Source organism: Mesorhizobium sp. M0239 (genome assembly GCF_040321815.1).
In the GTDB taxonomy this organism is placed as follows: Bacteria; Pseudomonadota; Alphaproteobacteria; order Rhizobiales; family Rhizobiaceae; genus Mesorhizobium.
Map to the genome: position 1 here is coordinate 17,329 of NZ_JAMYSG010000032.1, position 15,026 is coordinate 32,354.

Genomic DNA, 15,026 nt, shown 5'->3' on the forward strand with positions numbered 1-15,026 from the left:
CTATCCACGCTATATGCGCCCGCAGCAAGCAAGGATGCGGCACGATGACCGGAACGACGAGATCAAGCGAGGGGCTCGACGTCCGCCGCCGCAAGCTTCTGTTTCGCTCCTGGCATCGCGGCATGCGCGAGATGGACCTTATCCTCGGCACCTTCGCCGACGCTGAGATCGGCGCCTTGACCGGCGACGAAATCGACCAATATGAGAGGCTCCTCGACATTCCCGATACCGAATTCCTGCCCATGGTCACCGGCGAACGCCCGGTTCCGGCCGATATCGATTGTGCCGTCCTGCAAAAGATCCTGGCTTTCCGCCAGTCCATGACATTTTGAACAACGACAGTCTGAACGACGTGATTTCATGAGCCTCATTCCCACCATCGGTCTGCCGAAAGGCCGCGCCGGCCAGTTCATCGTCGACGGCGTCGCCGACGGCTACGAAGCCTTTGCGCTGGTGCAGGCGGCACTCGAGATCGCGCCCGACAAGCCGGTTCTGTTCGTCGCACGCGACGGTCAGCGCCTGCCGGCGATCATCGAGGCGCTGTCTTTCGCGGCCCCCGGCCTGCCGGTGCTGGAACTGCCGGCCTGGGATTGCTTGCCCTACGACCGCGTCTCGCCCGGCTCGGATGCGGCCGCCAAGCGCCTCGATGCACTGACCGCCATGATCGCGCTGGCGAAGAAGCCGCACCGCGCCGTCATCCTCACCACCGCCAACGCGCTGCTGCAGCGCATTCCGCCGGCGGATCTCGTCGAGGCACAGACCTTCCACGCCAGGCCCGGCAACCAGATCGACATGAACGTACTGGTGTCGCGACTGGAAACGTCCGGTTTCGAGCGCGTGCCGACCGTGCGCGGTATCGGTGAATTCGCGGTGCGGGGCGGCATTCTCGACCTGTTCGCCCCCGGCTGGACCGAAGCGCTCAGGCTCGATTTCTTCGGCGACACGCTGGAATCGATCCGTGTCTTCGATGCCGCCACGCAGCGCACCACCGGTCAACGCAAGTCGATGGCGCTGCAGGCGATGAGCGAGGTGGCGCTGACGGCGGAAACCATCAGCCGTTTCCGCCGCTCCTATATCGAAGCCTTTGGCGCTCCACAGCGCGATGACGGGCTCTATGCAGCAGTCAGCGAAGGCAGGCGGTTTGCCGGCATGGAACACTGGCTGCCGTTTTTCTATGAGCGGCTGGAGACGGTGTTCGACTATCTGCCTGACACGCCTGTCATCTTCGACCATCTGGCGCATGAGGCGCTGGCCGAGCGCCACACGCTGATCCTCGACCATTACGAGGCGCGCAAGAAGCAGGCGGACGGTGCCTTGAAGGACGCCGTGCCCTACAAGCCGGTCGCACCGGACCTGCTCTATCTCTCCCCGGAAAACCTGATTGCCTCGCTAGGGCCGCGCGAAGCCATCGACTTCACGCCATTCGACACGCCCGATGTCGGCGCCAAGAAGGTCTATCACGCCGGCTCGCGCCACGGCCGCAGCTTCGTCGAGGAGCGCGCCGATCCGAACGCCAACGTGTTCGATGTCGTCGTCAAACACATCGCTGACGAGCGCGCAGCGCGCCGCCGCATTGTCATTGCCGGCTGGACCGAAGGCTCGCTCGACCGGCTTGGCCAGATCCTTGCCGAACACCATCTCGGCAACCTCAAGCAGGTGGCGACGCTGGCGGAAGCCGAAAAGCTCGAACCGGGTCAGGCGGCCTTGGCCGTGCTGCCGCTCGAATCCGGCTTCGAGACCGAAAAACTGGTCGTCGTCGCCGAACAGGACATTTTGGGCGACCGGCTGATCCGGCGCTCGAAACGCAAGAAGCGTCCCTCGGATTTCATTGCCGAGGCCTCGGCGCTGTCGGCCGGCGACATTGTCGTCCACGCCGACCACGGCATTGGCCGCTTCATAGGCCTGCGCACCATCGAAGCGGTCGGCGCACCGCATGACTGCCTGGAAATCCACTATGCCGGCGACGACCGGCTGTTCCTGCCGGTGGAAAACATCGAACTCCTGTCGCGCTACGGTTCTGATACGGCCGAGGCGACGCTGGACAAGCTTGGCGGCGGCGCCTGGCAATCGCGCAAGGCGCGGCTGAAGAAACGTCTGCTCGACATGGCCGGTCAATTGATCCGCATCGCCGCCGAGCGGCAGATGCGCTCCGCACCGCCACTGGTGCCGGCAGAAGGCCTCTATGGCGAGTTCGCCGCGCGGTTCCCCTATGAGGAAACCGACGACCAGCAGACAGCGATCGACTCGGTACGGGACGACCTTGGCGCCGGCAAGCCGATGGACCGGCTGATTTGCGGCGATGTCGGCTTCGGCAAGACCGAAGTGGCGCTGCGCGCCGCCTTCATCGCGGCGATGGAAGGCTTTCAGGTGGCGGTTGTGGTGCCGACGACATTGTTGTCGCGCCAGCATTTCAAGACCTTTTCGCAGCGTTTCTCCGGCCTGCCGATCCGTGTCGGCCAGGCGTCGCGGCTAGTCGGCGCCAAGGAACTGGCCGAGACCAAGAAAGGTATCGCCGAGGGCCAGGTCGACATCGTCATCGGTACGCATGCGCTGCTCGGTTCCGCAATCTCGTTCAAGAACCTTGGCCTGCTGATCATCGACGAAGAGCAGCATTTTGGCGTCAAGCACAAGGAGCGGCTGAAGGATTTGAAGACCGACGTGCACGTGCTGACGCTGTCGGCGACGCCGATCCCGCGCACGCTGCAACTGGCGTTGACCGGGGTGCGCGAACTGTCGCTGATCGCCACGCCGCCGGTCGACCGCATGGCGGTGCGCACCTTCATCTCGCCCTTCGATCCGCTGGTCATCCGCGAGACGCTGCTGCGCGAGCGCTATCGTGGCGGCCATTCCTTCTATGTGGTGCCGCGCATCAGCGATCTCTCGGAAATCCATGATTTCCTGAAGGAATCCGTGCCGGAGTTGAAGGTGGCGGTGGCCCATGGCCAGATGCCGCCGGGCGAACTCGACGACATCATGAATGCCTTCTACGACGGCCAGTACGATGTGCTGTTGTCCACGACCATCGTCGAATCCGGCCTCGACATCCCGACCGCCAACACGCTGATCATCCATCGCGCCGACATGTTCGGCCTGTCGCAGCTTTACCAGTTGCGCGGCCGCGTCGGCCGCTCGAAGGTGCGCGCCTATGCGCTGTTCACGCTGCCGGCCAACCGCAAGCTGACCGACACCGCGGAGCGGAGGCTGAAGGTGCTGCAATCGCTCGATACTCTGGGCGCCGGCTTCCAGCTCGCCAGCCACGATCTCGATATCAGGGGCGCCGGCAATCTTCTCGGCGAAGAGCAGTCCGGCCACATCAAGGAGGTCGGCTTCGAGCTCTACCAGCAGATGCTGGAAGAGGCTGTCGCCGAGGTGAAGGATTCCGGCGAGGTCCAGGATGGCGGCTGGTCGCCGCAGATTGCCGTCGGCACGGCGGTGATGATCCCGGAAAGCTATGTTCCGGACCTGCAGCTTCGGCTGGCGCTTTATCGCCGTCTCGGCGATCTCGAGAACACCGAGGAAATCGACGCTTTCGGCGCCGAGCTGATCGACCGCTTCGGCCCGCTGCCGGAAGAGGTCAAGCATCTGCTCAAGATCGTCTTCATCAAGGCGCTCTGCCGCAAAGCCAATGTCGAGAAGCTCGACGCCGGGCCGAAGGGCGTCGTCATTCATTTCCGCAAGCGCGAATTCTCCAACCCGGTTGGGCTCGTCCGGTTCATCGGCGAGCAGGGCTCGCTGGCCAAGATCCGGCCGGACCACAGCGTCGTCTTCGTACGCGATTGGCCAACCCCCGAGAAGCGATTGGCGGGCTCGGCGGTGGTCATGACGCAGTTGGCGCGGCTGGTGGAGAAGGCGGCATAGCCCGCCCGGACCATTCGCCAGCGCTTGAATTCCGGTCTAGAATAGGAAATCGGCTTCGTGTATGGAGCCGCGATCCCCAAATGGGGGCGGGAATGGCGGAGTATAGGCCGCTGGAAAGAGCGTTGGGTGCAGCGATGACGAAATGGTCGCCGAATTCGTGGAGAGCAAAGCCGATCAAGCAGGTCCCTGCCTATCCGGACCTTGCCGCGCTGAAGAACACGGAGGCCCAGCTCGCAACCTTTCCGCCGCTGGTTTTTGCCGGTGAGGCGCGCAAGCTGAAGAAGCAGCTCGCTTCTGTCGCCGCCGGTGACGCATTCCTCCTGCAGGGCGGCGATTGCGCCGAGAGCTTCGCCGAGCATGGCGCGGACAACATCCGCGACTTCTTCCGCGTCTTCCTGCAGATGTCCGTGGTGCTCACCTTCGCCGGCGCGCAGCCGGTGGTGAAGGTCGGCCGCGTTGCCGGCCAGTTCGCCAAGCCGCGATCGTCCGACAACGAGACCAAGGGTGAGGTGACGCTGCCCAGCTATCGCGGCGATATCATCAACGGCATCGAATTCGACCCCAAGTCGCGCATTCCGGACCCCGCTCGCCAGGAGATGGCGTATCGCCAGTCGGCGGCGACGCTCAACCTTTTGCGCGCCTTCGCGCAAGGCGGCTATGCCAGCCTGGAGAATGTGCACCGCTGGATGCTCGGCTTCGTGTCCGACAGTCCGCAGGGCGAGAAATACGAGTCTCTTGCCAACCGCATCACCGAGACGATGGACTTCATGAAGGCCGTCGGCATCACCTCGGAAACCAACTACGCGCTGCGCGAGACCGATTTCTACACCAGCCACGAGGCGCTGCTGCTCGGCTATGAGGAGGCACTGACGCGTGTCGATTCGACCTCCGGCGACTGGTACGCCACCTCGGGTCACATGATCTGGATCGGAGACCGCACCCGCCAGCCCGACCATGCGCATGTCGAATATTGCCGTGGCATCAAGAACCCGCTCGGCCTGAAATGCGGTCCGTCGCTGACGCCGGACGGCTTGCTGGAGCTGATCGACCTGCTCAATCCCGAGAACGAGCCCGGCCGGCTGACGCTGATCGCCCGCTTCGGTTCCGACAAGGTCGCCGACCATCTGCCGAAGCTGGTGCGCGCGGTGCAGAAGGAAGGCCGCTCCGTGGTGTGGTCGTCGGATCCGATGCACGGCAACACGATCGAGGCCGCCGGCTACAAGACGCGGCCGTTCGACCGCATTCTGAAGGAGGTGCAGACCTTCTTCGAGGTGCACCGCGCCGAAGGCACGCATCCGGGCGGCATCCATGTCGAGATGACCGGCAAGAACGTCACCGAATGCACCGGTGGCGCGCGCGCCATCACCGCCGAGGAGTTGCAGGACCGCTACCACACCCATTGCGATCCGCGTCTTAACGCCGACCAGGCGATCGAACTGGCGTTCCTGGTCTCGGATCTGTTGAAGAAGAGCCACCCGGTGCAGCACAAGCAGGTTGCCAACGGCTGATTTTCGCGCAGTCCGAATAAGATCCACGAAAGGGCGTCCGAGAAATCGGGCGCCTTTTATGTCTGCGCTAGTCCAGTGTTCCCGGCACCAGCGGGCAGGGACTGTCAGTCCTTCTTGTAGAGCAGCCAGCTCTTGCCGGCCCGGGGGCCTGCCATCGTCGAGTGCCTGGTGACGCGGTTGCGGCCGCTGACCTTCGAGCGATAGAGCGCCCGGTCGGCCTTGGTGTAGAGATCTTCGGGTCCTTCGGCTTCGGACGCCATGCAGATACCCATCGAGACGGTAACGGTGCCGTAATTCGTACCGGTCTGGCTGCTGGTGAACGGCGTCTGCGCGATCAGGGCACGAATACGCTCCGCGACGTCATAGGTGGCGTCCTCGCTGGCGCCCTCGATGATCAGCGCGAACTCCTCGCCGCCGGTGCGGGCGACGAACATGTCGCCGCGAATGCTGGTCTGGAAAATATCGGCGATGCTCTGGATGATCTTGTCGCCGACCGGGTGGCCATAGCGGTCGTTGATATCCTTGAAGCGGTCGATGTCGACAAGAACCAGGGCGTTGAACAGGATACCCCTGTTGCTGTTGTAGATCCTGGTGATCTCCTTGTCGAAGGCGCGCCGATTCCAGATATGGGTCAACGGATCGGTGTCGGCCAGCCGCTTATACTCCTCAAGCTTCGACTTGACGCTCTCGAGTTCGGCCGTCTTGTCGCTGAGCGTCGAGGCCACCTGCCGGCCGTGATCGATCGTCGAATTGGTGGCAACCGCCATGGCGTTGGCGATCTTCTGCAGGAGATCCTGAGAGAGAAGGCTGCGGCCGCTGAGGCCGCTCGATGTCTCATCGAGGATCCTGCCGTATTTCTCGATGTGGCTGCGCTCGCTCCGCAGCAACGAAGCAACCTCCTCGAGCTCCCTGGCGATGACGTCTCTGGCATGCTCGACGATGCCCGGACCATGGTTGTGGGCAAAGAAAGTGCGCCCGATCTGGTCCAGTTCATCTTGTGTCGGCCGGCTGCTCAGCGAAACGACGGCGAGGCTGAGTTCGCGATTGGTGCCGCTCAGCGCCTCGTAGAAAATCTCGTAGTTGCGCGGCAGGCTGAGCACGCCCAGCTGGCGCATTGTGGCAACGACACTGGCCGCGATGTCGGTGCTTCGTTCGGTCGGAAGAGCTGCCGGCTGCATTTTTGATTCTTCCCCTCGGATTCCGCTGTAGAATTCGCGGGTTCCCTTTGTCGCCGACCTGGGGAATGCGACCGACTCCAGAACAACTTGCAAAGGGATGCGTCCCCACCCACGACCTTCGCTTGCCATGACCATAAATGCGCCAGCGCTAAAGTTTCCTTAATTTGCCGAGATTCCACAGTTTTTCTCTACCTGCGGCTGTAAAAGCTTAAATTTGCGCACCCAATAATCGAAAACGACGCCAGTTTGGTGGCTTTGAATCCGAAATTCGCGCATCGCGCTCTTGAAAATGAAACCGAATTTCGGATTCACCACGCCAGTACATGTCGCATTTGCTTGCGTGTGGTCGTCGCAAAGCTGGAATCCTGACGACGATGCTGAGGCAGAGTTTTCCTCGAGGAGGTCGAAATGAGCGACAATCACACGGGATCGTGTCTGTGCGGAGCGGTTCGCTTCAAAACGCACGGAGCGCTGCGTGGCGTCGTCTATTGTCATTGTTCGCAATGCCGCAAGCAGAGCGGACATTTCTATGCCGCGACCAATGTTGCCAACGCCGACATTGTGATCGAGGGCACGGAAAGTATCACCTGGTACGAAGCCTCTACCTTCGCCAGGCGTGGGTTCTGCAAGGCATGCGGATCGGTGCTGTTCTGGAAGCCGCGAGACCAGGACTACGTTTCAGTCATGGCGGGATCGTTCGACAAGCCGACAGGTCTTGAGGGGGAATGCCATATCTTCGTCGGTGACAAGGGTGACTACTATTCGATCGACGACGGGCTGCCGCAGTTTGAAAAGTCGACACCGTCCATACCGGTTGCTGAATGAATCTTGGACAAGTCACCTTATTCCATTGATCTGGCCAGCCATTGCATTATCCCGTGCCGGTGATTCGCAAAGGGGTTTGGCATGCAGCGGCTGATCGATGCTTATTTCAATTCGGTGCGGGCGTTTCGCAAGCTGGCCACCAGCGAGAAGGCTTTCCAGCAGGAGCTGATGCTGCTGGCGCTTGCCTTGCCGCTCGGCTGGTTCGTTTCGATCTCGTGGCGCGGTTATGCTTTGCTGATCGGCGCCGTGCTGCTCTTGATCATGGTCGAAGTGCTGAACACCGGCATCGAGGCGGCATGCGACGCTTTCAGCCGCGAGTTCAATGTCGATATCCAGTTGGCCAAGGATTGCGGTTCGCTGGCGGTGCTGATTTCGGTGCTCATCGTCGCCGGCGTCTGGGGTATCGCGATTATCGAGCGGATTACGGGACTACCGATCTAGCCTTTCGATGCCTACATGCCAGTCACCAAAGGAGACTGTCATGTCCGAAGCCACGAGCTTTCTGCTTCTTGAGCGTGCTGGCCTGCCAGACGATCTGCGCTGGCTCGTCGAAAAATACCCGCGTGAAAACTGGCAGGACCATGCCAACATCCATGGCATCGCCAATATGTGGCTGCAGCGGCACGACATGTTCCGCGAACTTGGCGGCATGCTGGCCAACGGTATTGGGGACTACCGTGAGGGACGGCTGACGGCGCCTGATTTCGCGCGCTGGTTCGCGCCGCGCCTCGATCATTTTCTTGGGCATCTCGACGGTCACCACAATGTCGAGGATTATCAATATTTTCCGGTCTTCGCCAAGGCCGAGCCCCGTTTGAAGCGCGGCTTCGAGATTCTCGATGCCGACCATCACACCATTCATGAAGGGCTGGAGCGCAATGCCGAGGCGGCCAATGCGTTCATCAAGACGCTTCAGGAAAACGAAGACAGACAGCGCTTTGCCGCCGACGCCTATGCCGACGAAAACAGCCGGCTGATCGCCATGCTGACAAGGCATCTTGCCGACGAGGAAGACCTGATCATCCCGCTGATCCTCGATCGGGGGGATCAGGCGCTCGGCGTGGATTGACGATCAGTCCTCCCTGGCGCGTTCCTTCCTGGCGATGTGACGGGCGACGAGCCATGCCAGAACGGCCACGGTCAGGCCGATGCCAAGCCCGATCAGCAACCGTTCGTGATGCATCAACGCCTGGCCGATGACGTGCTCGGCTCCCAGTCCAAAGACATAACCGATCGTGCCGAACAGTACCGCCCAGACCGCCGATGAAAGCGCGTTGAGGATGACGAAGCGCGGCGCGGCAATGTTGGAAAGCCCGGCTGCAATGCCGCCGACGAGGCGCATGCCGTAGATATAGCGGTTGGACAGCACGAAAATGTCGGGATGGGTGTTGAGCAGCCGAAAGGCGCGGCGGAAGCCGGGCCGTTTGCGCAATCTGACGACATAGGGATGGTCGGCGAAGCTTCGTCCGAGGATGAAGAAGAAAGTATCGCCGACGAAGGCGCCGAGCGCGGCCGCAAGAACCGCGTGCCACAGGACGAAGACCTGCTGGTGGGCGAAGAAGCCGCCAAGGATGGCGGCACTTTCGCCCTCCGCGACGCAACCGATAAAGACCGCGAGCAGCCCGTATTGTTCGATGAAATGATGGATTGCGTCGGTCATGAAGCCGACTGCTGCGAAGACAGCCTTTCGTCGATCCGCTTGACCATTTCGGTCAGCTGCACGATCTCGTCGCGCATACCGAGAATCTGGCCGTGGCGCAGTTCATCCAGCTTTTCATGCAGCGCCATGATCTCGATCTCGGCTTTCAGGTTGACCTCGTAATCGTGGGCGGCGTCGATGCGGTCGCGTTCGGTCTGGCGGTTCTGCGCCATCATGATCACCGGCGCCTGCAAGGCGGCGACCATCGACAGAACGAGATTGAGGAAGATGAACGGGTAGGGATCGAAGGCGTCACGCGACAGCAGCCAGACATTGCCTGATGTCCACAGGATCAGAAAGGCGATGAAGGTCAGGATGAAGGACCATGACCCACCGATGCGGGCGATCGTGTCGGCGAGCCGGTCGCCGAAGGTCTGGTGGAAGGCGACGGCCTTGTTGGTGTCGCGCGAGATGGTGGTCCGTTCGAGCGTCGATTGCAGCACCCGGCTTTCGAGCTGGCTGAGGCCGTCCGGCCGCCGCTTGAGCCAGCGGTTCGCCAGGTCGTCGATCGTCTTGTTCATGGCCATCTCCAGGGTCTTTGGCTTGCCGTAAGAGGTAGAGGCTGCCGGCTCTCACGGGAAGTGTTAGATTGATTCCAGTTGCCGAGGGACCAATGGCCGATTTCAAGAAAATTCGCGCACGCGCCGCAAAACGCAAGGGCGGCGAAGAGGAACTTACGTCGCTGCTGGGTCCGGCGCCTGACAATGCCGCCGTGGCTGACATCGCCGATGACCGCATTCTCTCTGTTATGGCCGAACGCGTCTTCGCCGCTGGTTTCGTCTGGCGCGTCATCGAGCAGAAATGGCCGGGCTTCGAGGAGGCGTTTCTGCGCTTCGAGCCGAAGCGGCTGTTGTTCCAGCCCGATGATTTCTGGCACGATCTGACGGCGGACCAGCGCATCGTGCGCAACCCGCAGAAGATCAGATCCGTGCGCGACAACGCTGCCTTCGTCGAGCGCGTGTCGAAGGAATATGGCGGTTTCGGCCAATTCCTCGCCAACTGGCCGGCTGACGACCAGGTCGGGCTGATGGCCTGGCTCGGCAAGCATGGCAGCCGGCTGGGCGGCAATACGGGCCAGTATTTCCTGCGCTGGCTGGGTTGGGATGCGTTCGTCATCTCGGGCGATATGGCCGCGGCGTTGCGCGACGCCGGCCTAGACATCGCCGAAAGCCCGACTTCGAAGAAGGACCTGGACAAGATCCAGAGGCAAATCAACCAATGGGCAGCGGAGACGCATCTGCCGCGCCGGCATATTTCACGCATCCTGGCGATGTCGATCGGCGAGAACCATTCGCCGCAAGCGCTGCGCGAATATATGGGCGACGACTGATACCTGGTCGTATCGCCACGATTGAAGTACGTTGATCGGTCCGTACACGGTTGACGTATGTCAATCGGTCCGAATTGGTCCAAACGAACGCCATTGCCCGGGCAATTTTGCCGCGCTAAGTCAGCAGGCATGACCAAGAAGCTCGACATCCTGCGCATCGCCGTCGCCCAGCTCAATCCGACTGTCGGCGACATATCAGGCAATCTCGCCAAGGCCCGCGAGGCGAGGGCGGATGCCGCACGTCAAGGCGCCGATCTCGTGCTCTATACCGAGCTTTTCCTCGCCGGCTATCCGCCGGAGGATCTGGTGCTGAAGCCGGCCTTTTTGAAAGCCTGCGAAAAGGCGGCACAGGATTTTGCCGCCGACACCGCGGATGGAGGTCCCGGCGTCATCATCGGCACGCCGTTGAAGCGCAAGAGCGGCACGCACAATTCGATCGTCTTCGCCGATGGCGGCAAGATCATCGCGGAACGTTACAAGCTCGATCTGCCTAACTACGGCGAGTTCGACGAGAAGCGCGTCTTCCAGGCCGGACCCGAGATCCAGGGGCCGGTCAATTTCCGCGGCGTGCGCATCGGAGTTCCGATCTGCGAGGACATCTGGGGCGATGTCGATATCTGCGAGTCGCTGGCCGAAAGCGGGGCGGAAATCCTGCTGGTGCCGAACGGCTCGCCCTACTACCGCGCCAAGATCGATGTCCGCCACCAGGTCGTCATCCGCCAGGTCATCGAATGCGGGCTGCCGATGATCTATGCCAACCAGCTTGGCGGCCAGGACGAGCTGATCTTCGACGGCGCCTCGTTTGCCATTGGCGCCGACAAGACGCTTGCCTTCCAGATGAGCCAGTTCGAGGAAGCGGTCGACGTCACTACATGGAAACGCCAGGGCGATCACTGGGTCTGTTCCGAAGGGCCGATGTCGAAAATTCCGGACCGGGAGGAGGCCGACTATCGCGCCTGCATGCTAGGCCTGCGGGACTACGTCAACAAGAACGGCTTCAAGAATGTGGTGCTTGGTCTGTCCGGCGGCATCGATTCGGCGATCTGCGCGGCGCTCGCCGTCGATGCGCTCGGCGAGGAACGCCTGCGCGCGGTGATGATGCCCTACCGCTACACCTCGAAGGACTCGCTGAAAGATGCCGAGGATTGCGCGCGGGCGCTCGGCTGCCGCTACGACATCGTGCCGATCTTCGAGCCGGTCGAAGGGTTTCTGCACGCGCTGACGCAGATGTTCGAAGGCACCAAGGAAGGCATCACCGAAGAGAATCTGCAGAGCCGCGCGCGCGGCACCATCCTGATGGCGATCTCCAACAAGTTCGGCTCGATGGTCGTCACCACCGGCAACAAGAGCGAGATGTCGGTCGGCTACGCTACGCTCTATGGCGACATGAATGGCGGCTTCAATCCGATCAAGGATCTCTACAAGATGCAGGTCTACGCGCTGTCGCGCTGGCGCAACAGCCACGTGCCGCCGGGCGCGCTTGGCCCCTCGGGCGAGGTGATCCCGAAAAACATCATCGACAAGGCGCCATCGGCGGAATTGCGCGAGAACCAGACCGACCAGGATTCGCTGCCGCCCTATCCGGTGCTGGACGATATTCTCGAATGCCTGGTTGAGAACGAGATGGGTGTCGACGATATCGTCGCGCGCGGCCATGACCGGGCGACAGCGACGCGCATCGAGCACCTGCTCTACATCGCAGAATACAAGCGACGGCAGGCGGCGCCGGGCGTGAAGATCACCAAAAAGAATTTTGGCCGCGACCGCCGCTATCCCATCACCAATCGTTTCAGGGATCGCAGCTAAGTACCGAAAGCGCGCGGCGGTGCGGCCGGAGACAGCCATGCCCGATTGTGAAATCAGCTTCGACATGTCACGGATCGGTTTCCGTGCGACATCGGACCTGTTGATGGCAAGCTATTGGGGCGCCGGACGCACTGACGAAGTCCATCGCCGCGCCTTTGCCAATTCACTGTGCGTCGGTGCCTATGTCGATGGCAAGCAAGTCGGCTTCGGCCGCGCGATCACCGACCGCACGGTATTCGCCTATCTCGCCGATATCATCGTCTGGCCGGAGAACCGCGGGCAGGGCATAGGCAGCCGGCTCGTCCAGGCCCTGATCGACCATCCGGAGGTCAGGACCGTTTTCCATTGGAGCCTGTCGACCAGCGATGCCCATGGCATGTATGAAAAGCTCGGGTTCAAGCCATCAACCGATGGCCGCTACATGCGCTTCGATCGCGTTTCTGAATGAGGCGCGGCTTGCCCGCCATTGTTGCAAAATAATCGCAGTGGTTGGACCAGATACGCTTTTGGCGTCAGCCCGTCTTGGCGATGCATCGGAGCGTCTCTATAAGGACCCCTCCGCAATTGTCTTGCGGGAGGTCCGAATGGCAGTATTTCACATGGTAATGCGAGGCCGCGAAGCCTAGGTCTCATCCGGCGCTCAGCGAAGGTTTGCCCTTCGTGCTGATGCCGGATCGAGCACAGGCTTATGCCGATGCCGGTCGCCGCCCGATTATGGGCGAGACGCCAAATATGCCACTCCGCTTTCCGGGCACTCATTGGCCCCTTGCGCGGCTTCTTCAATTTTCGACCTACCGGGATCGGGCTCGTTTGTGCCCGAATGACATCATGGCTCGTTTTAAGATCGATTTGCGCGCGAGCGCCTTTCGCAGCGTTCTTGGCTTCACGCTTACCCATTGGCGGCGCCAGCCGTGGCGGCTTTCGCTCATCATGGGCAGCTTCCTGCTGTCGACACTGGCCGATGTGCTGACGCCGCTCTATTCCGGCCGGCTGGTCGACGCCGTCGCCAGCAGCGCCGGCGCCGACGCGATTGCCTGGAATGCCGCGCTGATGGCGTTCTCGATGCTGATGGCGTTGGCGCTGGCCGGCGTCGTGTTGCGCAACCTTGCGTTCATGGGGATCGTCGAGTTGACGTTGAAGATGATGGCCGACATCGCCGCCGATGCTTTCCATCGCGTCCAGCGCTTTTCCACCGACTGGCATGCCAACAGCTTTGCCGGCTCGACCGTGCGCAAGGTGACGCGCGGCATGTGGGCGCTCGACCTGCTCAACGACACCATCCTCATCGCGCTGCTGCCGTCGGTCGTCATGCTGGTCGGCTCGACGTTGCTGCTCGGCTGGTTCTGGCCGTTGATGGGTGCGGTCGTTGCTGCCGGTTCGGTGTTGTTCATCACGGTGACGGCGCTGCTGTCGCTTGGCTATGTCGCGCCGGCGGCAAGGCTCGCCAACACCTGGGATACCCGCCTCGGCGGCTCGCTGGCCGACGCGGTCAGCTGCAACGCCGTGGTCAAGGGCTTTGGCGCCGAGGAGCGCGAAGAACGCCGACTGGCCAAGGTCGTCGCCAAATGGCGTGCGCGCACACGGCGCACCTGGGTGCGCGGTACCATCAACGGCACCACGCAAGGGGTGCTGCTGCTGGTCATGCGCGCCGCGGTGATCGGCCTGGCGCTGATGCTGTGGTCGTGGGGGCAGGCGAGCGCCGGCGATGTTGCCTTCGTGCTGACCTCGCTCTTCGTGCTGCAGGGCTATCTCAGGGATATCGGCACGCATATCCGCAATCTGCAGCGCTCCATCAACGATATGGAAGAGCTGGTCGATTTCCAGTCCGAACCGCTCGGCATCGAGGACCGGCCCGGTGCCAAGCCGATCCGGATCACCGAAGGACGGATCAGCTTTGACAACGTCACCTTTCACTATGGCCATCACCGATCGGCGCTTTACCGCGACTTTTCGGTCGACATCGCGCCGGGTGAGCGCGTCGGGCTGGTCGGCCATTCCGGGTCGGGCAAGACGACCTTCGTCAAGCTTATCCAGCGGCTCTATGATGTGAATGCGGGGGAAATCCTGGTCGACGGCCAGGACATCTCGCAGGTGGCGCAAGCCTCGTTGCGCGGGCAGATCGCCATCGTCCAGCAGGAGCCGATCCTGTTCCACCGGTCGCTGGCCGAAAACATCGCCTATGCCAGGCCGAGTGCGACGCAGGAGGAGATCGAGCATGCCGCGAAGCTGGCGAGTGCGCATGACTTCATCACCAACCTGCCGAAGGGCTATGGCACGCTGGTCGGCGAACGCGGCGTGAAACTGTCGGGCGGCGAGCGCCAGCGCGTGGCGATCGCGCGCGCCTTCCTTGCCGATGCGCGTATCCTGATCCTCGACGAGGCGACATCGAGCCTCGATTCGGAGTCGGAGGTGCTGATCCAGCAGGCGATGGAGCGGCTGATGGTCGGCCGCACGACGCTGGTCATCGCGCACCGGCTTTCGACGGTGAGGGCGCTGGACCGCCTGCTGGTCTTCGATCGCGGCAACATCGTCGAGGAAGGCTCGCATGACGAACTGATCCGGCTGAAAGGCGGCATCTACCGTCGCCTGTTCGAACGCCAGGCGCTCGAGCTGACCAAGGGACTTGTGAGCTGACCTGAGGCGGCCTCCAGCTTCGGCCGGAGGCCGCCTCTGTCCGGCACGGTCAGCGGACTGGAGCAGGGCATGCGATCGCAGGGCCGCGGCCAACCCGCCGATCAGCGCCGTGATTCTGGCCGACTTGATTTGCCTGTGAAGTCCTGTCCGGATAGTAAGTCTTGAGACCTCTGTTCATCATACCGACC

General features: G+C 62.1%; 13 protein-coding genes. 10 read left to right on the forward strand and 3 right to left on the reverse strand.

Annotated features, from left to right (window positions below; all coding sequences use genetic code 11):
* The first annotated feature begins 44 nt into the window (after nt 1-44).
* The 3 genes from NKI99_RS27385 (at nt 45) to NKI99_RS27395 (ending at nt 5,366) form a co-directional block, all read left to right on the forward strand.
* On the forward strand, nt 45-332 hold the full coding sequence (locus tag NKI99_RS27385) for a succinate dehydrogenase assembly factor 2 (protein WP_023810556.1): 288 nt from the start codon (nt 45-47) through the stop codon (nt 330-332).
* Nucleotides 333-360: 28 nt separating this feature from the next.
* On the forward strand, nt 361-3,858 hold the full coding sequence (gene mfd, locus NKI99_RS27390) for a transcription-repair coupling factor (RefSeq protein WP_352612796.1): 3,498 nt from the start codon (nt 361-363) through the stop codon (nt 3,856-3,858).
* Between the two features lie 134 nt (nt 3,859-3,992).
* Entirely contained in the window at nt 3,993-5,366 is a 1,374-nt protein-coding gene (locus NKI99_RS27395) for a class II 3-deoxy-7-phosphoheptulonate synthase (protein WP_013531905.1), read from the forward strand.
* 104 nt (nt 5,367-5,470) lie between these two features.
* On the opposite strand, the gene NKI99_RS27400 is transcribed toward NKI99_RS27395, so the two are convergent.
* A complete protein-coding gene (locus tag NKI99_RS27400) occupies nt 5,471-6,544 on the reverse strand; it encodes a diguanylate cyclase domain-containing protein (RefSeq protein ID WP_023810558.1) in 1,074 nt (357 codons plus the stop codon).
* Nucleotides 6,545-6,952: 408 nt separating this feature from the next.
* Here NKI99_RS27400 and NKI99_RS27405 point away from each other — a divergent pair, with 408 nt between their 5' ends.
* The 3 genes from NKI99_RS27405 (at nt 6,953) to NKI99_RS27415 (ending at nt 8,438) form a co-directional block, all read left to right on the forward strand.
* Entirely contained in the window at nt 6,953-7,369 is a 417-nt protein-coding gene (locus NKI99_RS27405; protein WP_023810559.1) for a GFA family protein, read from the forward strand.
* 81 nt (nt 7,370-7,450) lie between these two features.
* The gene (locus tag NKI99_RS27410; RefSeq protein WP_023810560.1) at nt 7,451-7,810 is read left to right on the forward strand and encodes a diacylglycerol kinase; all 360 of its coding nucleotides are present in this window, start codon (nt 7,451-7,453) and stop codon (nt 7,808-7,810) included.
* A gap of 40 nt (nt 7,811-7,850) precedes the next feature.
* Nucleotides 7,851-8,438: a hemerythrin domain-containing protein gene (locus NKI99_RS27415; RefSeq protein WP_352552965.1), complete on the forward strand. Its 588-nt coding sequence runs from the start codon at nt 7,851-7,853 to the stop codon at nt 8,436-8,438.
* 3 nt (nt 8,439-8,441) lie between these two features.
* Here the strand turns inward: NKI99_RS27415 and NKI99_RS27420 are convergent, their stop codons facing one another.
* Nucleotides 8,442-9,029 carry a DedA family protein gene (locus tag NKI99_RS27420; RefSeq protein ID WP_352552967.1) on the reverse strand — a complete coding sequence of 196 codons (588 nt, stop codon included), beginning with the start codon at nt 9,027-9,029 and terminating at the stop codon, nt 8,442-8,444.
* Nucleotides 9,026-9,589, reverse strand: coding sequence for a DUF1003 domain-containing protein (locus NKI99_RS27425; RefSeq protein ID WP_023810564.1), 564 nt, complete (start codon nt 9,587-9,589; stop codon nt 9,026-9,028). Before NKI99_RS27425 ends, NKI99_RS27420 begins: the two co-directional genes overlap by 4 nt.
* A 92-nt stretch (nt 9,590-9,681) precedes the next feature.
* Here NKI99_RS27425 and NKI99_RS27430 point away from each other — a divergent pair, with 92 nt between their 5' ends.
* From NKI99_RS27430 to NKI99_RS27445, 4 genes are all read left to right on the forward strand, one after another.
* Nucleotides 9,682-10,398 (forward strand): DNA-3-methyladenine glycosylase I, encoded by a 717-nt coding sequence (locus tag NKI99_RS27430; protein ID WP_023810565.1) that lies wholly within the window; start codon nt 9,682-9,684, stop codon nt 10,396-10,398.
* A gap of 129 nt (nt 10,399-10,527) precedes the next feature.
* On the forward strand, nt 10,528-12,204 hold the full coding sequence (locus tag NKI99_RS27435; protein WP_023810566.1) for an NAD+ synthase: 1,677 nt from the start codon (nt 10,528-10,530) through the stop codon (nt 12,202-12,204).
* Nucleotides 12,205-12,241: 37 nt separating this feature from the next.
* Nucleotides 12,242-12,652 (forward strand): GNAT family N-acetyltransferase, encoded by a 411-nt coding sequence (locus tag NKI99_RS27440; RefSeq protein WP_352612797.1) that lies wholly within the window; start codon nt 12,242-12,244, stop codon nt 12,650-12,652.
* A 380-nt stretch (nt 12,653-13,032) separates the two neighbouring features.
* The gene (locus tag NKI99_RS27445; RefSeq protein ID WP_352612798.1) at nt 13,033-14,838 is read left to right on the forward strand and encodes an ABC transporter ATP-binding protein; all 1,806 of its coding nucleotides are present in this window, start codon (nt 13,033-13,035) and stop codon (nt 14,836-14,838) included.
* Nucleotides 14,839-15,026: the final 188 nt, after the last annotated feature.